Genomic DNA, 20,359 nt, shown 5'->3' on the forward strand with positions numbered 1-20,359 from the left:
CTCAAAGATCCTGAAAGTCTTTAGACACGCTAACGCCGGGGCCCGCCGGTCACGGTGCCGGGGTCGGGATCTTGCCCGCGCTCGCCCCGCCGTCGACCGCCAGTTCGGCTCCGGTCACATACGCCGAGGCATCCGAGGCCAAGAACGCGACCACGTCGGCGACTTCGGAGGGCAGCCCGATGCGGGTCAGCGGCGCTGCGGGGTGTCGCCCCGGCCCGGGCCGGACGCGCAGGTGCGCGACCATCGGGGTGTCGATCATGCCGGGGTGTACTGAGTTGACTCGAATCCCGTAGGGCCCCAATTCGATTGCGGCGACCTTCGTCATGCCGCGCAGTCCCCACTTCGACGCCCCGTAGGCGCTGTAGCCGGCTAGACCCTGTAGCCCGGCTTGTGATGACACATTGATCACCGACCCGCCGCCACTGGCCTGCATCGGCTCCACCACCGCCTTGACACCCAGAAACGCCCCGATGAGGTTGACCCGCAACATCGCGTTGAAACCCGCGGCGGACTGCTCGATGAGCGGAATCGACTGGCAGATCGCGGCGTTGTTGACCAACACGTCCAGGCGCCCGAATTCGCTGACCGCAGTCTCGACCACGCTCTTCCACCCGGCCTCGTCGCCGACATCGTGGCGCACGAACCGAGCCCCGAGTTCGGTGGCGATGCGCTCCCCTTCGTCGGCCAGTACATCGGTGAGCACCACGTGGGCACCGAGCTCGGTGAACAACCGGGCCTCAGCGGCGCCCTGCCCGCGTGCGGCCCCGGTGATGATGGCGACCTTCCCGGTCAGATCCACACCGGCCATCAGTCGCGATCCTGATCGATACCGGTCAACATCAGTTCCGAAACGCGCCGAGGGAACTCGGTGAACTTCGCCATCGGAACGATGTTTCGCGGCATGATGACGTGCCGGCGGTTGCGTTCGATCGCCACCGCGATGGCCTCCGATACCGCCACCGGGTCAAGCGATTCGCGCGGAATCATCCGCCACCGAATGGACCGCTCGATGGTGCGTCGGGCCGGGCCGAATGCCCGGATATGGTCGATCATGTCCGTCTTGACCTCGCCGATCTGCACCAGCGTGGTGCCGACCGGCTTGCCCCGTAACTCCCCGCGGATGCCGGCGGTGAAGTGGCTCAGCCCCGCCTTCGACGACCCGTACAGCGTCAGTCCAGGCCCCTGGGAGATGGCGCCCATCGACGACACGTTGACGATATGGCCGCGACCGCGCCGCACCATCCCCGGTATCACCTGGCGGCACAGTTCCATCGGCGCCGCCAGGTTGACCTGCAGCAGATTCCGTACCTGTTCAGGGCTCGCCTCGTGAAACCTGCCGACGTGGTCGACGCCTGCGTTGTTGATCAAGATGTCCACCGGACCGTCTGCCTCGACCCGGTCGATGAGGCCCTCCACTGCCGACGGGTCGCCCAAGTCGGCCGGATAGGCCTTCCCGCCCAGTTCTTTGGCCAATACATCGAGGGCGGCACCGTCGCGCGCCGCCAGTGCCACTGCGCAGCCATGCGCGGTCAGCACTTCGGCGATGCGCTTGCCGAGCCCACGGCTGGCGCCGGTGACGAGCACCCGGCTGTTCTGCAGTTTCATCGCGCCCTTTCTTCTTCCGCTAGGTCTGTGAGAGATGGTCAGATGTCTTGTTGCCTAAGGCATTGCGCAGGACGACACACACGTCTTCGTTGGCTTCACGAGCCAACGGCAGGTGGTCGGCCAGGTTGAAGAAGCCGTGGAAGCCCTCGTCATAGCGCCGTACCGTGGCCGGAACCCCAGCGCCGCGAAGCCGGCCCGCGAAGTCTTCGCCTTCCTCGCACAACGGGTCCAGCGCTCCGGTCACAACGTGCGCGGGTGGCAGCCCGGCGAATTCGCCGAGAATCGGCGAGGCCAGCACATTGCTACGGTCGCCTTCACGGCCGAGATACTGCTCGGTGAACCACTGCATATGCGACCCGGTGAGTACGCCATTTTTGGCGTGCTCGCTGGCCGTCGACGACTTCCGTCGCTGGTCGACGACGGGGTAGATCAGCACCTGCAACGCGATCTTCGGTCCGCCTCGATCACGGGCCAGCATGGCCACCACGGCGGCGAGATTGCCGCCGGCACTGTCCCCGGCGATCACCAGCCGCGCCGCGTCGGCGCCGAGTTCGTCGGCGTGACCGGCCACCCATTCGGTGGCAGACCAGGCGTCATGCACGGCCGCCGGGAACGGGTGTTCAGGCGCCAACCGGTAGTCGACCGACACCACCACGGCCCCCGATCCGTTCGCCAGGCGTCGGCAGCACGAGTCGTGCGAGTCCAGGTCGCACAGCACGAATCCGCCGCCGTGGAAGTAGACCAGCACCGGCGGCCGTTCGCCGGATTCGCCCGCACTGGCCGGGTAGTAGATCCGCACCGGCAGCGACGTCGCTCCATCCGGGCCCGGAATGAGGCGATCCTCGATGCGCGCCACCGGAACCGGGACAGCCGGCCGGCGACTGGCCTTCAACTTGGCCCGGACCTCAGCCGCGTTGCCATTGCCGGCAGCGATCGACGCGAACGCCGCACCCATCCGATCGGCGGTCTCGCGCTTCATCGAGTCGGGGGTCGGTCGGCTCATCGGGCACTCCCTTCGAGTGAGCGGTCCGTAACGCCAGCCGCCCTGGTCCAGGGGGTTTTCTCCGGCTTCACAAGCTGCACCATAGGGCGGCATTGGCCGCACCTGAGCCGCTGCGTCTCACTGGGTGAGACAAACGGTCTTCCCTGACACAGCTGCATGCCACAGTGACTCAAGCCACACACCGCGGCGCCGTGGAGGCGACGTGCGTGCCAGCCAATCCATCCAGTGAGGTGAGAAATGCGCCGCCTGAAAGGCGAGGACAACAGTTTCTTCGCATGGGAGAACGAGGTGCAGCCGCAGTACACGATCAAGGCGGTCGTGCTCGATCCGAGCCAGGGGCGTGAGGCGGTCACCTTGGAGACGGTCCGGGCCGCGGTTCCGGCGCTGGTGCAACACGTCGAACCGCTGCAGTGGCATTTGCTGATGCCGCGCCTGGGGTTCGGCCGGCCCTGGTGGCTCGCGCGCCCCAGCGTCGACCTCGACTACCACGTCAAACACACGACAGCGGCGGCACCCGGCGGTGACTGTGAACTCGCGGCGGTGATCGGCGAGATCTTGGAATCCGATACCGAGCGGCACCGCCCGCCCTGGCAATTGTGGTACGTCGATGGTCTCGCCGACGGGCGGGTGGCTTTCGTCCTGAAGGTTCACCACGCCATCGCCGACGGCATGGCCTCCCTGCGTCTCCTCGAGACCATCTACAGCACCGACCCGGACGCTCCGGTTCCCGCGCCGCCGTCCACGCCGCCGGCGGTCGAACGGCGCCCCGCGCTGTCGACGTGGCTGCCGATGGTGTTGCGCCACCAGGCCGACGCCGCACTGAACTTCCCGCGCATCATTGCCCGCAGTGTGCGCGTCGCCGGCATCATGCGCCGTCGCCAAAAGTCCGGTAAGCCCGGATACGCCGCTGCGTTCTCCGCACCCGGTACGCGGTTCAATGCACCACTGACGACCAGCCGCAGGTTTGCCTACCACAGCTGCGACATGTCGACCATCAAACAGGTCGGCAAGGCTTTCGGCGTCACGGTCAACGATGTGTTCCTAGCCGTGTGCAGCGGTGCGCTGCGCGAGTTCCTGGACCGCAACGGCGAACTGCCCGTCGAGACTCTGACCGCGGTGGTGCCGGTGTCCATGCGCCCTCCCGGTGCTGGGACCGACTGGGGCAACCACGTCGCGCGGTGGAACGTGGTGCTCGCGACCGATATCGCCGATCCGGTCGAGCGTCTTCGTGCCATCGCCGACGCCACAACGACGGCCCGCGAAGTGCAAGCGGAGCGAGATGCCCTGCTACAGCACGACTGGATGGAGTACTGGCCGCTGTTCTGGTTCTATTCACGCGCGTTGCCACTGGTCAGTGAGCGGATGACCCGCCGACCCACCTTCAGCCTGATCGCATCCAATATGCGGGGCCCACAGCGCCGCCTGTACTGGGCCGGAGCACCGATCGAAAAGCTCATTTCGACTGGCCCGGTGGTGTTCCCCATGGGCCTGAACTTCACCGGGTGGAGTTATGAGGACCAGATGACTATCTGCACGCTCGTCTGCGGCGACCATGTCTCCGACGCGTGGCAGATCGCGGACGGCCTGCCACGGGCGCTCGCGGAGTTGGCGGCCCTGGCACCGGCCGCACCCGAGTCAGTCGACGAAGCCGTCTGACAGGCCCTCCAGCAGCCGCGCTGTCAGCCCGAAACACGCGTGCGTGCCCTGCCACAGCCGGGTGACCGGATCCGAGGAGGCCAGCGCATGCCGCCGGCTGCTGGCCAGCAGATCATCGGCCGCATCACGTGCTCGTGCGGCGGCCTGCAGCTGTTCCGATGCCGCCAGCCGCGTCGCCTCGCCGTCGGCAGTGCCGGCGGAGCCGGCGATCGGTGGCAGCGTTGCACTGAGCTGGAGTCTGGCGGCGTCGATATCGCAGGCAGCACGACCCACGTCGGCCGTCGACGATGGCCGATCCATCACCTCCTCGCTGCCGTAAGAGGCCGACAGCCGCTGGCGGATCTCCCCGACGTGCCGGTGCCACACCCCGTCGGCCGCGCCGATCACCGTCGCTGCCGCACCCGCGCCGGGCAGCGCCGACGCGGAAGACGGGAAGATGCGGTGTGCCGGCACGGCAACGTCAGACACCGTGACGTCACAGATGGCGGTCCCGAGCAGTCCGGACGAGTTGCGCGTCGGCTCGGTGCTCACCTGCGCACGGGGCAGCAGCACCCGGTAGCGGCCACCGTCACCGTCAGCGGTCAACAGGAGCCAATCCGCGAGATCCGCGCCGCCGACCCCGTGCCAACAGCCGGTCAGTCGGGATTCCGGGCCGGCTCGCACCAGACGTCCCTCCGAGCAATAGCCCGGTGCGATCAGCGCCGTGCTGTCATCGCCCCATACTTCGTCGGCCGCAACGCCGGGCAGGCTGCCGACCTCGTGGGCGGCAGCGTTGAACATCGTGGTAACCCATCCCAGCGATGCGTCCAGCGCAGCCAGCTCACCGACCGCCGCGACGAACTCCTCGGCCGTCACCGCCGGGCCCCCGTAGCGCACCGGTTGCAACATTCGCCATCCGCCACACTGCTGCAGCACGGCCGTCAATTGTGGTGTCGACGGCCGCTTTTCGCCTTCAACAGCGAGGACCGGCGCCACCACACCGAGAATCTCGCGCGCGACGCTGTGCACAGTCGACGGCCGGGTCATTCCCACCTCCTTGTGCGCGATGAGGAATGGTATCCAAGTTTGGCTGAAAGGAAGCGGCTGTTGTGCCGCAGTTCATTAGGCTGATCGCATGAAACGGCTTTGGGGACCTGACGCGCTAGGCCCGAACGCCGCGGAGCTGCAGCGCCTCGTCGGCCTCGCATGACCGTCGAGGCGGTCCACGCACTACTTCCCGCGATCGCCGAGGCGGCGGCCGATGTCGACCGCACTGGCGCGGTCGATGCCGACATCATCGCCGGCCTGCACGAGGCCGGGTTCTTCGCGATGCTGCGGCCTACCGCATTCGGTGGGGTGCAGGCCCACCCGGACGAGTACCTGACCGCCAGTCGCGACATCGCGGCGGCATGTACCTCCACGGGTTGGCTGGCCGCGATGTTGGGTGTGCACGCCTGGCACCTAGCACTGTTCGACGAACGCGCGCAGCACGATGTCTGGGCCGACAACCCACGAGCGTTGCTCTGCGAGTCCTACGCGCCCACTGGGCGGCTGGAACAGGCCAGCGGAGGATTTCGGCTCTCCGGCCGGTGGAGCCGTTGCGCGGGCGCGCAGCACGCCTCGTGGCTGATGGCCGGGGCAGTGCTCGTCGGCGAGGACGGCGCCGCCCAGGACTTCACCGTCGCTCTGGTGCCCCGCGAGGACTTCACGATCGAGCCGAATTGGAACGGCCTGGGTCTACGCGGTATCGGCGCTGACGAAGTGGTGGTTTCCCGTGCCATCGTGCCCCACTACCGCACGTTCGGGGTCAGCCAGCAGCCACGCGTCGGCCTGGCACCGCTCTACCGACTTCCGCAGACGGTGTTGTACACCCACGCCGGGACGGTACCGGTGATCGGTGCCGCGCTCGGGCTGCTTGCCGCACGTCGCCCGTCCTTCGGCGGCCCCCTGGACGCAATAGCGACCGCGAGTGCCGGAGTGCACCTGTCGATACGGCAAATCGAGCGCAATATAGGCGAATTCATGAGTTGCGCGGACCACGACGTATTCCCGGACGCCGCGCTGTTGTTGCGCGGCAGACGAGACCAGGTGGTGGCGTTCGAACGTGCGGCGCAGGTGGTGCGCTGGTTCGTCGAGCGGTCGGGACCGGACCTCGACGGGTTGGTGGAGCGGGTCTGGCGTGATGTCCAGACTGCCCGCATGCACGTGTCCAACGACGCCGAACGGGTGCTGTCGGTCGTCGGTCAGTTCGCGTTCGGTTTGAAGGTCGACGAATTCATCTTGTGAGCTGCGACCGCCGAGCTACACCCACGCGTCGGAGGTCAGGGTGCGAAGCACCCGGGACAGCATGGTGTCGGTTTCGCTCACCGGAGCTTGTGAACCCCGCACCGCCGCTTCGGGATCGGGTCGGCCCAGATAGTGGGAGATGCGGCCGACGGCGCGCATCACGAACGGCGCGGTGCGCTGCAATCGGTGCATCGGCAACGTACCGGTCAGCGACAAGCCAGCCACTTCCCCATCGCTGGTGCGGATCGGGGCGGCGACACTGCACAGACCGACCGCCAATTCCTCGTTGTCGTAGGCCAGGCCGTGCCGGGACCGGATTCGGGTCAGCTCTTGATGCAAGGTGTCCAGGTCCGCGATCGTGGCCCGGGTGAGCTTGCTCAGCGGCCCGCTGAACACCGAGTCGACCTCTTCCGCCGGAAGCTGCGCGAGCATCGCCTTGCCCAGGGCACTGGCGTTCGCGGGGGTACGGCCGGCGACCCGGGTCGGCAGCACGACTGCGCTGCGTCCGGCCACCTTGTCCAGATAGACGACTTCACCGCCGAGCAGCACGCCCAGGTGGACCACCAATCCGGTATCCGCGTGGAGCCGTTCGAGCGTCCGCGAGGCGACGGCACGCAGCTGGGAGTACTCGACCATCCGGGTCACCGGAAGTGATGAGGCCGCCAGCGTGTATCCCTCGGAGCGGTGGCGCAGCAGCCCGGCGGAATGCAACTGGTTGAGGATGCGATGAACCGATGAACGTGGCAGCTGGGTGCGCGAGACCACTTGATCGAGCCGCAGACACTCGCCGGGCTCGAACACGTTCATGATCAGCGCGACCCGAGCAACCATCGACGTCGGCGCGTCCCCGCGGCCAGCAGCTGCCATAGCTCCACACTCCCATGCAGCTGGCGGCCGAGGGGCCTAAACCACGCCGCCGCCACCGACGAAACTGAAGCAGCGCAGCCGAATCGCGAGAAGCGACCTGCGTAAGTTCAGTCTCGCGAGAGCCGGATTCGCTCGCAACGTCTTCGCGGCGTCAGCTCGCCAGTCCAGCCACGCGATGTCAAGGCACGGTAGGTGCGGTCGATAACGTTGTCGCGCCGGTCCTCCGCGATCACCTTGATGTTGAGCCAACCCAGCTGCGCCAACGTTTGCTCACGGCGGTGGCCCCGGACGTACTCGCGGCGATCGGTACGGTGTTGATCTCCGTCGTACTCCACTGCGACCTTGAAATCCTCCCACCCGGTGTCCAACATGGCGACCAGCCTCCAGTCTTTGTGTACCGGGATCTGCGTGACCGGGGGCGGAAAGCCAGCATCGACGAGCACTAGCCGCAGCCAGCTCTCCTTCGGCGACGCCGCACCACCGTCAACGAGCGGGAGTAGTTCCCGCAGCTGTCGCAATCCGCGGGCGCCCGGGTACCGCTTCGCCAGCTTCCGGACGTCGGCGGCGCTAAAGGGTGTCGCGCGCATCAGCGCATCCAGCCGGGCCAGCGAGTTTCCGCGCGGAAGGTGGCGGCCCAGGTCGAAGGCGGTCCGCGCAGGCGTGGTGACCGGTAGCCGGCAGGTATAGGTGAGCTCGTCCTCGGCGGTCGTCTCGTTCCGGACTTTGATCCCCCGCGGTGGGTGGGTGTTGTCCCAGATCAACTCGATCGGGATGTCGTCGTCGACCCACTGCGCGCCGTGCAGGGCGGATGCGGCGACACCAGCGACGGTCGCACGTCGCCGTGACCACAACCAGGCGCCGACGGTACGGTCGCGTAGCGTGGCCCGCTGCCGCTTGGGCAGATAGACGTCAGGAAAAAGCCTGCGGTACCAGCGCGCCAGTTCATGACGGGTGACCTCGCCGCGCGCAAGGGCTTCGCTGCCAACGATGAGGTTATTCATGCCGCAGAGCATGTGCTCCGGCAGGTGCCGACGCTATTCACCCACCGAGCGACACCGCCCTGCACCGCCCAGACGGAACTCACGCAGGAGAAGCACAAGAAGCCACCTGCGTGAGTTCAGTTTCGGCGCAGATCCGACGCAGCCTTATTGGCCCATCGCGTATTTCACGGTGGGACCCGCAGTCCAGCCGCCGTCCACAGCGATCTCAGCGCCGGTCACGTAGGCGGCGTCGTCCGACAGCAGATAGGTGACCGCACCGGCGATCTCGTCGGGCACACCCACCCGCCCCATCGGGGTGTTGGGATAGTTGCCCTCGCCGAGTTGGATGCCGACTTCGGCGGTCATCGGGGTGTAGGTCATGCCGGGGTGCACCGAGTTGACCCTGATCCGGTCGGCGCCCAGTTCGGTCGCCGCGATCTTCGTCAGTCCGCGCACGCCCCATTTGGAGGCGCCGTAACCCGCGGTGAGCGGGAGGCCCATCAGACCGGCCGCCGACGAGATGTTCACGATCGAGCCGCCGCCGGCGTCTCGCATGGAGCCGATCACGGCCTGAACTCCGTTGAACACGCCCACCAGGTTGACTTCCAGCACGGTACGGAAATGGTCAACGGGTTCATGCTCGATGAACTGTCCGGTCGCGATGCCGGCGTTGTTGACGAGGCCGTTGAGAGATCCGAATTCGGCCTTCGCGTAGGAGACCGCTTCGGCCCACTGCGCGGTGTCGGTGACGTCCAGGTGCGTGTACCGCGCATTCTGCCCAAGCTCCTTGGCCAGCTCGGCACCCTCATCGTCGAGCAGATCGGCGATGACCACCCTGCCGCCCAGCTCGACGATGCGGCGGGCGAACGCCGCGCCGAGCCCTCGAGCACCGCCGGTGACCAGGGCGACCACGGCCGAGAGTCGGTCCGAATCCGGTTTCATGGCAACAATCTCCTTTTCCTCACCAGCCTCACCTAGTGCACACAACCACACCGGGAAATCACGCCCGGCTCAATTCCCACCCAGCGGGACAAGCCCTGTTCCAGGGCCCGACGGCGTCGGTAGCTTCCTCCCATGACCAGCTCCGTTGATGTCGTAGTGATCGGTGCCGGCTTCGGCGGGCTCTACGCGATACACCGATTCCGCCGCGACGGTTTATCGGTACAGGCGTTCGAGGCCGCCGATGGCGTGGGCGGCGTCTGGTACTGGAACCGCTACCCCGGGGCGCGCTGCGATGTGGAAAGCGTCGACTACTCGTACTCGTTCGACGATGACCTGCAACAGGAATGGGACTGGACCGAAAAGTACGCCACCCAGCCGGAGATCCTGGCTTACCTGAACCACGTCGCGGACCGTTTCGACTTGCGGCGGCACATCCGGTTCGGCACCCGGGTCACCGAGATGATCCTCGATGAAACGGCGCTGCGCTGGGAGGTCCGCACCGACAGCGGCGACGTCGTGTCAGCCAAGTTCTGTGTGCTGGCGGTGGGCCCGCTGTCGAATGCGAACATCCCGGCGATCGACGGGCTCGACACCTTTGGCGGGCAGATTTATCACACCGGGCGCTGGCCGCACGAAGGCGTCGACTTCACCGGAAAGCGGGTCGGCGTGATTGGTACCGGCTCCTCCGGTATTCAGGTGATTCCGCCCATCGCGGAGCAGGCCGCACATTTGAACGTGTTCCAGCGCACCGCGAATTACAGTGTGCCGGCCGGCAACATCCCACTCGATGACGCCACCAGGCAGGCCCAGAAGGCAAGCTATGCCGAACGCCGACAGCTGTCGATGGACAGCGGCGGGGGTTCACCACACCGGCCCCACCCGAAGCTGGCGGTACAAGCCTCCGCCGAAGAACTGCGTGACGCCTACGAGAAGCGCTGGCAGCTCGGCGGCGTGCTGTTCGCCAAGACTTTCCCCGACCAAACCACCACCATCGAGGCCAACGACACCGCACGGAGGTTCTGGGAGGAAAAGGTCCGCGCCGTCATCGACGATCCGGCGACGGCGGAACTGCTGATCCCCAAGGACCACCCGATCGGCACCAAGCGAATCTGCACCGACTCGAACTACTTTCAGACATTCAATCGGGACAACGTATCCCTGGTGGATCTGCGTGCCACGCCAATCGAACGGATCGATGCCGCGGGTCTGCACACGTCCGATGGGCACTACGAGCTGGATGCGCTGGTGTTCGCGACCGGGTTCGACGCGATGACCGGATCGGTGGAGAAGTTGCGGGTCGTGGGCCGCGACGGCCAGACCCTCAATGAAGCATGGGCCGATGGCCCAAACACCTATCTGGGATTGGGGATTCCGGGCTTCCCGAATCTGTTCAACCTCACCGGTCCCGGCAGCCCCTCGGTATTGGCCAACATGGTGCTGCATTCGGAGCTGCATGTCGACTGGATCGCCGACGCCATCGGCTATCTGGGCGCCCACGATGCGATCGCGCTGGAGGCACGCCGGGACGCCGCCGTCGAATGGGGTGCCGAGTGCTCGCAACGCGCGGCAGGGACCCTTATGACGCAAGCGAACTCGTGGTATCTGGGCGCCAACATCCCGGGCCGGCCGCGGGTCTTCATGCCCTTCATCGGTGGATTCGGCGTGTACGGGCAGATCATCGCCGCGGTCGCCGAGGCCGGCTACAAAGGATTCGACGTTATCGAATCCTGAGCCGGCGGTTCAGCGAGCCTCAACGAAGGAGAGGCGAAGCTGGGACCGCAGCATCAAGCCCCGCGGTTCAGCGAGCCTCAACGAAGGAGAGGCGAAGCTGGGACCGCCGCATCAAGCCCCGCGGTTCAGCGAGCCTCAACGAAGGAGAGGCGAAGCTGGGACCGCCGCATCAAGCCCCGCGGTTCACCAGAATTCGACAGAAACGCTTCCGATACCGGCCAGTTCGGCTCGAAATCGATCGCCCGCACCGACATCGAAGGCATCGGTGCACGCCCCGGACAGAATGGTGTGACCAGCTTCCAAACGCACCCCGGCACGTGCGACAGTACGGGCCAGCCAGGCCACGGCCGCGGCCGGATTGCCCTGCACCATACCGGTGTTTCCCCGGGTGACGACGACCTCGCGTCCAGCGTGACCGGAGTAGAGCACCGCGTCGATGTCTGTCAGGTTCACGGCCCCCGGCGGACAGCCCTGCCAACCCAGCACGAATCGCGCGGCGCAGGCATTGTCCGCGATCGCGTCGACAATGCCGATACGCCAGTCCTGGATGCGGCTGTCGATCACCTCGATCGCTGCGGTGACGTAGTCGGTGGCGGCGAGCACATCGCGTTCGGTGCAAGTGTGTCCAGGCAGCCGGTCACCGAGCACAAATGCGACCTCGACTTCGATCCGGGGTTGGTAGCGTCCGGACAGCTTCACGGTATCGCCGTCGCCGGCCATCATGTCGGTGAGCAGGTGGCCGTAACACGGCTCGTACACCCCGATCATCTGCTGCATCATCGGGGAGGACAGGCCCACCTTGTGCCCGCAGATCGCCGATCCGGCGTCGACTCTGCGCGCGATGTTGCGCCGCTGAATCGCATACGCGTCATCGATATTCAGCCCCGGGGACATATCACACAGGGACTCGATAGGGCGGCCCAGCCGTTCTGCTCGCCACAATGAGGTTGCCGCGGCCGCGCGTCCGGACGCCTCGGCGATGCTGATCACTGGCGACACGATGGTTCTCCCCTGAACGGTCGGTGGGTCAAGTGTGCGAAGCACGGTGGAGCGGTTCAAGCGCAAGTCCCGCTCAGCGGTACGTGGACGGGGCCGAACCTCAGTCCCTCAGGAACTCCGCAATGTCGGCCCACAACGTCTGCCGGGCGCGCTGCGCCAGCTGCAACATCGGCATGGTGAAGAACCCGTGGATGGCACCCGGATAGTCGCGGTGGGTGGTCGCAACGCCCGTGGCTGCCAGTGCCGCCGCATAGGCCTGCCCTTCAGAACACAGCGGGTCGCAGCCTGCGGTGATCACCACGGCCGGGGGCAGTCCGGGGCGTACGTCTTGGATCGGCGAGGCGTAGCGGTGGGTGCGGTCGGTGATGCCGGGCAAATACTGGTCCCAGTACCAAGCCATGGCCGCGGCGGTGTTGTAGAAGCCTTCCCCGAACCGCTGGTAGGACGCGGTCGTGAAGTCCGCGGCGATCACCGGGTAGATCAGTGCCTGACAAGCGATCTCCGGCCCACCGTGGTCGCGGGCCATCATCGCGGTGACCGCGGCGAGATTCCCGCCGGCACTGTCCCCGGCGATCACCAGCCGGCCCGGATCCGCGCCCCACTGCTCGGCGTTCCGCGCCGCCCACGCGGTCGCGGCGTAGACGTCGTCGGCAGCCGCCGGCCAGCGCGCCTCCGGCGCCAGCCGATAGTCGACTGACACCACCACCGCGCCCAGCCCGTTCGCCATCGCCCGGCAGAGTCCGTCGTGAGAGTCCAGGTCGCAGAACACGAATCCGCCGCCGTGGGCGAATACCACCACCGGCCGCACCGCATCTGGGGCCGTTGCGGGCTGGTAGATCCTGACCGGGATTGGGCCCGCGGAGCCGGCCACGGTGCGCTCTGCGACACCGCCGACCGGCTCCGGCTCGTCGGGCAACTGCAGGCGGGCGCGAATTGCCGCCCGCGCTTGCGGACCAGTCATCGTCTCGACGCGGGGAAATCCCGCATTGAGCGCAGGCAACAGTTCAGCGATCTGAGGATCGAGGTTCACGAGCAGCTCGTCGGCGGGCCGGCCGTGATGTCTAGCGCGATCAAATCGCTGCAGCGAGATCGGCCAGCGATGCGGCGATCTCGGTGGAGACGGGCGCATCAGGACTCGAATCGAACGAATCCATCACGATGTTCCATACCGTCTGCGGGAACTGCACCATCTCATTCCAGACGTCGGTGAAGCCGGTCGAGAAGGCATCCGTGATCTGCGTAGTGTCCATGCTCAGCAGCGCCTGCTGGATGTGGAACATCGCCATCTGGGGCACCGTCATCAGATCCCGGAACGCAACGAACAGCTGCGTCGCGGTATCTGCCGGCGCCACGTCGATCCCGTCCCAGCTGACCAGCGTCCACCCGTCGGTGGGATTGCCTTCCAGCACCACCTGGCTGGTGTTGGTCAGCGGGTGGGTCCAGATCAGCGACGGGTCGGGATTGTCGACGTTCATCTGCACCCACGCCATGATTGCCGCGCCATGCGAGAACGCCACGTCCTGATAGTTGGGGTCGTCGGCGTTGATGCTGGTGTCGTAAATCTGTTGGACGGCCCCGCTGAATCGGTCTTCGAACGCCATTCCGTTGTAGTCCGAGGAACCCAGCAGCGGCACCCAGTACAGCCCGTAGGTCCACGCAATCGGGGCAGCCAGGTACATGAAAGCCATGTTCTTGAACTCATCCCCGGTCGACGCCTGGATGCCTTCCCATATGCCGGCACTGATCTCGTTGAGACCGGACAGGTTGGTGACGTTCATGCCCATCAGATCGGCGAACGGCGCCGCGGTCTCCTGGGTCCGGACCAGCCCGGATGCGAAGATCCCGTCTACGCCCGTCGAGCCGTACTGGTCGTAGAGCTGCTGACCGACCTGTTCCGCCTGCAGCTGGCCGTTGTAGGCGGCCGGGTAGGGGTCACCGGTCAGGTGTGCCCCGGGCGCGAGGGTCCCGTTGATCAGATTCACGTTGTCCGTCGAGGTGCCGTGCCGGACAAACTCCAGCAGGATGTCCTGGGCCTCACCGGCGGTGAGCTGGACCTCCGCGGCCGATGCGCCGGCTGGCGGCGCGGCCACCGGGGTGACGGTGACCATGCCGCCGCCGGCCAGGACGGCACCGGTGACGATCAAAGAGCGGGCGACAACATGCGGCATGGCAGTCTCCGTTTCTGTCGTTTCAACACTGAGCTGTGATCGGACTCACAGCGCCGGACGCTAGCTGATGCAAACATGAGGAAAGAACCAGTTGTCTCAGTGAACGGGATAATGATTTTGTCCACTGAGCGGGACGACCCCGGCCAAGGTGACCGCGAAACTTCTAGCATCGCCGACATGACGCTTGGGCCATTGGCCGACACAGGCAAAGACGGTCGCCACCTGCTCACCTGTCCGCTCTGCGAAGCCATGTGCGGCTTAGAGATTCACGTCGATGGCGGCCGAGTCTCCCGAATCAGCGGCAATCGCGACGACGTCTGGAGCCGTGGTCACCTCTGCCCGAAAGGCGCCTCACTCGCCGCGGTCCACGAGGACCCCGACCGCGTCCGAGTGCCGATGATCAAGGTGGACGGCGAGTGGCGCCAGGTCAGCTGGGATGCCGCCTTCCGCCGCTGCACCGAACTGCTGCAACCGATCATCGCCGAATACGGCATCGCGGCCGTGAGCTCCTACATCGGCAATCCGACAGCGCACACGTTCTCCCTGGGCCGCTACATCGGGATGCTGCTGGGCATGTCCGGCATCCCGACCAGCTACTCATCGGGCACGGTGGACCAGTGGCCCAAGAACCTGACCTCGCACCTGATGTACGGGGGCTGGTGGGCCATTCCGGTACCCGACATCGCCCACACCGACCTGCTGGTGATCATGGGCGCTAATCCGGCGGTGTCGCAGGGTTCGCTGCTGGCCGCACCGAACATCAACGCGATCATCGCGGACATCCGCAACCGCGGAACCGTGATCGTCATCGACCCGGTCCGCACCGCCACCGCCGCCAAAGCCGACGAATGGCTGCCGATCACCCCCGGCACCGACGCCGCCCTGCTGCTTGCCGTGATCCACACCCTGTTCGACGAGGATCTGATTCGGCTGGGCGCTGCTGGCGAGTATGTCGACGGCATCGACACCCTGCGGGCGATCACCGCGGACTGGACGCCGCAGCGAGTGGCCCCGGCAACGGGGATCAGTGCCGACCGAATTCGGCAGTTGGCGCGGCAATTAGCCAACACCGATAAGGCGGTGGTGTACGGCCGAATCGGCTTGTGCACCCAGGAATTCGGGAGTCTGGCGAGCTGGCTGGTTGATGTGGTCAACATCCTCACCGGCCATTTCGACCGCCCGGGCGGCGCGATGTTCCCGCGGGCGACGGCGTGGTCGCTGACCACCCAACAACTGCCCGGTTTAGAGGGGGGCCGGCCGGAATTCGGCCGGTGGCGCAGTCGCGTCCGCGGCGCCAAAGAGGTGCTCGGCCAGACCCCGGTGTCGTGCCTGGCCGAGGAGATCACCACCCCGGGTGAAGGACAGGTCAAGGCGCTGATCACGGTCGCGGGCAATCCCGTGTTGTCCAGTCCGGCCGGCCACCAGCTCGATGAGGCGCTGCCGACGCTGGACGCCATGATCGCGGTGGACTGCTGGCTCAACGAGACGACCCGGCACGCCGACGTGTTCCTGCCCGGGCTTTCACCGCTGGAGCAACCGCACCATGACGACCTGTTGCTGCAGTTCGCCATCAGCAGCGTCAGCAACTACTCGCCGGCGGTGTTCTTCCCCGACGACCCCGACCGTCCCGACGAGTGGGAGATCCTGATCCGGCTGACCGGTCTGTGCACCGGGACTCCCGCCGAAGCTGTCGATGTCACCGCGCTCGACGATGGCTTCTTCGACGTCATGTGTTACCTACAGGGCTTGACCGGACCCGAGATTCGCGCGCGCTATGACCACGGCGGACCGGAACGGATCTTGGATCTGACGCTGCGCACCGGGCCGTTCGGCGATCGGTACGGCGAGAACCCGGACGGGCTGACACTCGACATGGTCAAAGCTCACCCGAACGGGATCGACTTCGGCCCGATGGTGCCGCAGGTACCCGACATCCTGAGCACGCCGGAGAAGAAGGTGCGGCTGGCGCCGCAGTATCTGCTCGACGACCTGCCCCGACTGGCTGCGCGGCTGGATCGCCGGGCCGATGAGTTGGTGTTGGTCAGTCGGCGCCACCTGCGCTCCAACAATTCCTGGATGCACAACTTCACGCCGTTGATTAAGGGCAAGGACCGCTGCACCTTGCTGATCCATCCTGACGATGCGGCAGTGCGCAACCTGACGACCGGGGACAGCGCCGTAATCGCTTCGGCGACTGGGCGCGTCGAAGTTCCCGTCGAGGTCACCGACGCGATCAAACCCGGCGTGGTATCGATGCCGCACGGCTGGGGTCATGGCAGGGCCGGCACCCGTCTGACGGTGGCCAACGGCTCGCCGGGCGTGAACAACAACATCCTGGCGCCGCCCACATTCATCGACGAACCGTCGGGCAACGGCGCGGTGAACGGTATCGCGGTGACCGTCGAACCGGCCTGACGGTTACGACTACGACGGCGCCCGAAACGACCTCATCCGCAGCAGGTAGCGCGGCACCCCCGAGATACCGAGACTGCGCGGCCAGTCATCGCTGCGGAAGTAGGCGTCGGTGCCCCCGTCGACGAAGATGACGCTGCCGCAAAGGAAGTCGGCGGCGTCCGAGAGCATGAACAGCATCCAGTCGGCCAACAGTGCGGGATCCCCGTAGCCGCCGACCGGCACCGGGAACGACTGAACGGCCTTGGCCTGCTGCGGTATCGCCAACAACTCGTCGAGCAGTGGAGTCTGAATCGCCCCGGGTGCTAGCACGTTGAGTCGGATACCGGCTGCGGCCCACGCCGGGGTCACCGCGTGCCGGCGTGCCCAGCGGGTCACCGCGATCTTCGATGCACCGTAGGCCATCGACGGCGCCGCCGGACCGAGCAGCTTGACCGTGCGCACCGCCCGCGCCGTCTTACCGGCGAGCAGGGAACGCACGGCTCGACGAGGGACGACGGGGATCGTCGTCGATGAATTACTGCCGATCACAACAACTTTGGCGCGTTCAGCGGCGGCCAGCGCCGGCCGCCACGCCTCGAGTAGGTCCACCACCCCACGGAAGTTCACCTCGAAGATGGTGCGGGCCATGCCTGGTCCCGGCTTCGGGCCCAGCCCTGCCGCCAGAACGGCGCCATCGAGACGGCCCCCACACTGGGCCAGCACCTGCTCAGCGGCGGCGGAGCGTCCGGTCGGGCTCGACAGGTCCGCGATGACGTCGGCGTCGCGCAGGTCGACCCCGATGACGGTGTTGCCGGCCGCCCGCAGCTTGTCCGCAGCCTGCCGGCCCATGCCGGATGCCGAGCCGGTTACCGCGTAAACACCCACGAGACTTCCTCCTCTGGCCGTTGCCCTCCGTCATACAGACATACAGGGCAAGGTAGACATCATGCACGTCGGATTCATCGGACTCGGCAACATGGGCGGCGGCATGGCCGCCAACCTGCTCAAGGCGGGTCACGCCGTCACCGCCTACAACCGGTCACCGGCCAAGGTGGCCGCCCTGGCCCAGCAGGGCGCCACGCCGGCACGCACGGTGGCCGACGCCTGCCGCGGCGACGTGGTGCAGACCATGCTGGCCGACGACGAGGCCGTCGAGAACGTCGCGCTCGGCCCGGACGGGATTGTGGCGTCGTTGCCGCCCGGCGGCACCCACATCTCGTCGAGCACCATCAGCGTGGCGCTGGCCCGTCGGCTCACCGCCGCGCACGCGGAGGCGGGGCAGTCCTATATCGCCGCACCCGTCTTCGGCCGGCCCGACGCCGCCGCTGCGGCAAAGCTTTTCGTAATCGCGGCGGGCGCGCCGGCGGCACTGAACCTGGTGGCGCCGCTTTTCGACGCGGTCGGTCAGCGCACCTTTGTGGTGTCCGAGCAGCCGTACACCGCCAACCTGGTGAAGCTGTCCGGCAATTTTCTGCTCGCTACCGTCATCGAATCGCTCGGTGAGGCCATCGCGCTGGTGGAGAAGGCCGGGGTGGACCCGGCGACCTACGTCGACATCCTCACCTCGACGCTGTTCAACGCTCCGGCGTATGCGACCTACGGCGACCTGATCGCCCGCAAGAGCTTCGAGCCCGCCGGTTTCGCCGCCACCCTCGGGCTCAAGGACGTCCGGTTGGCGTTGCAGGCCGCCGAGGAGCTGACGGTGCCGCTGCCGCTGGGCAGCCTGCTGCGCGACCGCTTTCTGGCCCTGCTGGCCAACGGCGGCGGACAGCTGGACTGGTCGGCGATCACCACGCTGGCCGGGCGCGACGCCGGGCTCTAGCCCTGGACCACTCCGCGCAGCCCGTCGGCCCCGAACGCGGGCTCAAGCATGGACGAGAAGTCCGGGCCGCGGCGCAGCATCTGCCCGCCGTCGACGTTGATGACCTGACCGGTGATGTAGCCGGCCGCGTCACTGAGCAGGAACAGCGCCAGGTTGGCGACGTCCTCGACCTCGCCGGGCCGCGGCAGCGGCGTTGAGACGCGGTAGTCCTCGCTCAATGCGGGCGAGTCCAGGATGGGGGCGACCAGCTCGGTGCGGGTCAGGCCCGGGCGGATGCTGTTGACCCGCACCCAGGAGGCGCCCAGCTCGTCGGCCGCCAGCTGCATCATGTGGTCCAGCGCCGACTTGGTCGGGCCGTAGGCGCCGAACCAGCGGTGGGTGTTGCTGGCCGCGATCGAGGAGATCCCGACGAATGAGCCCCCGCCGCCGCGCACCAGCGCGCGGCCGGCGTGCTTAAGCAGGTACAAGGTGCCGTTGACGTTGAGGTCGACGGTGCGCCGCCACAACTCTGAGTCGATCTGGGTGATCGGTCCGATGGTCAGCGAACCGCCGGCGCAGTGCACCACGCCGTGCAGCCGGCCGTTCTTGGCCACCGCGGCATCGACAGCGGCGATCACGCTGTCCTCGTCGGTGACGTCGGCCGGCTGGTGCCGGACGTTATCGCCGAGCTCGGCAGCCACCTTCGCCAATCGATCGGCATCTCGCCCAACGATCAGGACATCGGCCCCGGCGGCAGCCAGCGCGGCGGCCACGGCCTTGCCGATGCCGCTGCCGCCGCCGGTGACCAGGTAGCTGCGGTCTTCAAAGGAAAGCTGCACACCGACCCCTCACGTCGAAACTGGAACAGGTTCTACCTATGGAACCACGCCTCAGGCGGCCGCCTCGGCCGAACGACGCAAGGCGCCTAAGTCAGGGTTGGTCGCGGCGGGCCACAGCGGTGGGCTTGGCGGTGCGCCAATCCTCGACGTCCGGCGGCAAGCCCAGCGGGGCGCGGTTCTCGTTGTGAGCAGCCCAATGGGCATGACCCAGTTGATGGATGTGGAAGCCGTGCCGCAGCGCCTCGGTGAAGCCCATCGCATCGGCGGCGCCGTTCACCGAATCCTTGATCAGCAGCGCGGCCATGGTGGGCAGCTTCGCGATGCGGCGGGCGAACTCCAGCGTCTTGTCCGCCAGCTCATCGGTCGGGAACACCTTGGAGACCATGCCCAGCCGGTGCGCCTCGTCGGCGTCCAGCGAGTCCCCGGTCAGCAGCAGCTCCTTGGCTTTGCGGGGGCCGAATTCCCAGGGGTGGGCGTAGTACTCCACACCGGGCATGCCCAACCGAACCCCGACGACGTCGGAGAACCGGGCGTTGTCGGCGGCCACGATCAGGTCGCACGCCCAGATCAACATCAGCCCGGCAGAGATGGCGTTGCCCTGCACCTGCGCGATGGTGATCTTGCGCAGGTCGCGCCACCGGCAGGTGTTCTGGAAGAAGAAGTGCCACTCCTGCAGATAGGTCTTCTCCACGACCGGCTCGCGGGTGGCGCCGTGGGACTGGAAGGTCGGGTGCTGTGCCGGTCCGGGGCGCCGCTCGAGCAACGTGGCTTCGGAGCCCAGGTCGTGGCCGGCAGAGAAGTTCTTGCCCCGCGCGGCCAGGATCACCACCCGCACGGTGTCATCGGCCTCGGCGCGGCCGAATGCCTCGTCAAGCTGCACCAGCAGGGTGCGATTCTGCGCGTTGTGCACGTCGGGGCGATTCAGCCAGATCCGGGCGATGCGCCCGTCGTCGAGCGTCTCGTAGTCGACCAGCCGGTCCGAGTTGTCAGGCTGCCCCGATGCGGTGTCCGATGTGACCATTGCCTCCGCCCTCGTCGTCATCGCATCACAGGCTACGGCGGCCGGCCTGAGCTGCCCGAGCCAGGTGTGACACAGCGCGCACTTCGCT

18 protein-coding genes are annotated in these 20,359 nt (G+C 66.9%); 5 read left to right on the forward strand and 13 right to left on the reverse strand.

The window, feature by feature from the left end; all coding sequences use genetic code 11:
- Positions 1-49 precede the first annotated feature (49 nt).
- Genes MJO54_RS20390 through lipP1 (MJO54_RS20400) form a run of 3 tightly spaced genes read right to left on the reverse strand, consistent with a single transcriptional unit; the run spans position 50 to position 2,608 of the window.
- The gene (locus MJO54_RS20390; protein ID WP_046284253.1) at positions 50-808 is read right to left on the reverse strand and encodes a glucose 1-dehydrogenase; all 759 of its coding nucleotides are present in this window, start codon (positions 806-808) and stop codon (positions 50-52) included.
- Complete coding sequence (locus tag MJO54_RS20395; RefSeq protein ID WP_105295460.1) at positions 808-1,605, reverse strand: SDR family NAD(P)-dependent oxidoreductase; 798 nt, start codon at positions 1,603-1,605, stop codon at positions 808-810. Before MJO54_RS20395 ends, MJO54_RS20390 begins: the two co-directional genes overlap by 1 nt.
- A gap of 19 nt (positions 1,606-1,624) precedes the next feature.
- Positions 1,625-2,608, reverse strand: a complete 984-nt coding sequence (gene lipP1, locus MJO54_RS20400) for a LipP1 family hormone-sensitive lipase (protein ID WP_234821592.1) — start codon at positions 2,606-2,608, stop codon at positions 1,625-1,627.
- A 237-nt stretch (positions 2,609-2,845) separates the two neighbouring features.
- On the opposite strand from lipP1 (MJO54_RS20400), the gene MJO54_RS20405 reads away from it, so the two are divergent.
- On the forward strand, positions 2,846-4,264 hold the full coding sequence (locus tag MJO54_RS20405; protein ID WP_105295461.1) for a wax ester/triacylglycerol synthase family O-acyltransferase: 1,419 nt from the start codon (positions 2,846-2,848) through the stop codon (positions 4,262-4,264).
- Here MJO54_RS20405 and MJO54_RS20410 read toward each other — a convergent pair.
- On the reverse strand, positions 4,244-5,290 hold the full coding sequence (locus MJO54_RS20410; protein ID WP_133165013.1) for an acyl-CoA dehydrogenase family protein: 1,047 nt from the start codon (positions 5,288-5,290) through the stop codon (positions 4,244-4,246). The two genes, MJO54_RS20405 and MJO54_RS20410, sit on opposite strands and share 21 nt — an antisense overlap.
- 159 nt (positions 5,291-5,449) lie before the next feature.
- Between MJO54_RS20410 and MJO54_RS20415 the strand changes: the two genes are divergently transcribed.
- On the forward strand, positions 5,450-6,529 hold the full coding sequence (locus MJO54_RS20415; RefSeq protein ID WP_240175388.1) for an acyl-CoA dehydrogenase family protein: 1,080 nt from the start codon (positions 5,450-5,452) through the stop codon (positions 6,527-6,529).
- Positions 6,530-6,544: 15 nt separating this feature from the next.
- On the opposite strand, the gene MJO54_RS20420 is transcribed toward MJO54_RS20415, so the two are convergent.
- The 3 genes from MJO54_RS20420 to MJO54_RS20430 all read right to left on the reverse strand — a co-directional run bounded on the left by MJO54_RS20420 (position 6,545) and on the right by MJO54_RS20430 (position 9,318).
- A complete protein-coding gene (locus tag MJO54_RS20420; RefSeq protein WP_046284248.1) occupies positions 6,545-7,396 on the reverse strand; it encodes an IclR family transcriptional regulator in 852 nt (283 codons plus the stop codon).
- A 107-nt stretch (positions 7,397-7,503) separates the two neighbouring features.
- Entirely contained in the window at positions 7,504-8,397 is an 894-nt protein-coding gene (locus tag MJO54_RS20425) for a type IV toxin-antitoxin system AbiEi family antitoxin (protein ID WP_105295464.1), read from the reverse strand.
- 144 nt (positions 8,398-8,541) lie between these two features.
- Positions 8,542-9,318, reverse strand: coding sequence for a glucose 1-dehydrogenase (locus tag MJO54_RS20430; RefSeq protein ID WP_046284247.1), 777 nt, complete (start codon positions 9,316-9,318; stop codon positions 8,542-8,544).
- Positions 9,319-9,450: 132 nt separating this feature from the next.
- Between MJO54_RS20430 and MJO54_RS20435 the strand changes: the two genes are divergently transcribed.
- Positions 9,451-11,049 carry a flavin-containing monooxygenase gene (locus MJO54_RS20435; protein ID WP_046284246.1) on the forward strand — a complete coding sequence of 533 codons (1,599 nt, stop codon included), beginning with the start codon at positions 9,451-9,453 and terminating at the stop codon, positions 11,047-11,049.
- 183 nt (positions 11,050-11,232) lie between these two features.
- Here the strand turns inward: MJO54_RS20435 and MJO54_RS20440 are convergent, their stop codons facing one another.
- The 3 genes from MJO54_RS20440 to MJO54_RS20450 all read right to left on the reverse strand — a co-directional run bounded on the left by MJO54_RS20440 (position 11,233) and on the right by MJO54_RS20450 (position 14,216).
- Complete coding sequence (locus MJO54_RS20440; protein WP_350355692.1) at positions 11,233-11,943, reverse strand: 2-keto-4-pentenoate hydratase; 711 nt, start codon at positions 11,941-11,943, stop codon at positions 11,233-11,235.
- Between the two features lie 205 nt (positions 11,944-12,148).
- Entirely contained in the window at positions 12,149-13,078 is a 930-nt protein-coding gene (gene lipP1 / locus MJO54_RS20445) for a LipP1 family hormone-sensitive lipase (RefSeq protein WP_105295465.1), read from the reverse strand.
- A 40-nt stretch (positions 13,079-13,118) separates the two neighbouring features.
- Positions 13,119-14,216, reverse strand: coding sequence for a histidine phosphatase family protein (locus tag MJO54_RS20450; RefSeq protein WP_105295466.1), 1,098 nt, complete (start codon positions 14,214-14,216; stop codon positions 13,119-13,121).
- 177 nt (positions 14,217-14,393) lie between these two features.
- Between MJO54_RS20450 and MJO54_RS20455 the strand changes: the two genes are divergently transcribed.
- Positions 14,394-16,631 carry a molybdopterin-dependent oxidoreductase gene (locus MJO54_RS20455; protein WP_105295467.1) on the forward strand — a complete coding sequence of 746 codons (2,238 nt, stop codon included), beginning with the start codon at positions 14,394-14,396 and terminating at the stop codon, positions 16,629-16,631.
- 9 nt (positions 16,632-16,640) lie between these two features.
- Here the strand turns inward: MJO54_RS20455 and MJO54_RS20460 are convergent, their stop codons facing one another.
- Positions 16,641-17,495, reverse strand: a complete 855-nt coding sequence (locus MJO54_RS20460; protein ID WP_105295468.1) for an SDR family oxidoreductase — start codon at positions 17,493-17,495, stop codon at positions 16,641-16,643.
- Between the two features lie 61 nt (positions 17,496-17,556).
- Here MJO54_RS20460 and MJO54_RS20465 point away from each other — a divergent pair, with 61 nt between their 5' ends.
- Entirely contained in the window at positions 17,557-18,432 is an 876-nt protein-coding gene (locus tag MJO54_RS20465) for an NAD(P)-dependent oxidoreductase (protein WP_046284241.1), read from the forward strand.
- Here MJO54_RS20465 and MJO54_RS20470 read toward each other — a convergent pair.
- Positions 18,429-19,250: an SDR family oxidoreductase gene (locus tag MJO54_RS20470; protein ID WP_046284240.1), complete on the reverse strand. Its 822-nt coding sequence runs from the start codon at positions 19,248-19,250 to the stop codon at positions 18,429-18,431. The two genes, MJO54_RS20465 and MJO54_RS20470, sit on opposite strands and share 4 nt — an antisense overlap.
- A 91-nt stretch (positions 19,251-19,341) precedes the next feature.
- On the reverse strand, positions 19,342-20,271 hold the full coding sequence (locus MJO54_RS20475) for an enoyl-CoA hydratase (protein WP_240176014.1): 930 nt from the start codon (positions 20,269-20,271) through the stop codon (positions 19,342-19,344).
- Positions 20,272-20,359 lie beyond the last annotated feature (88 nt).

The sequence above is a fragment of the Mycolicibacter virginiensis genome (assembly GCF_022374935.2).
GTDB classification, from domain to species: Bacteria; Actinomycetota; Actinomycetes; order Mycobacteriales; family Mycobacteriaceae; genus Mycobacterium; species Mycobacterium virginiense.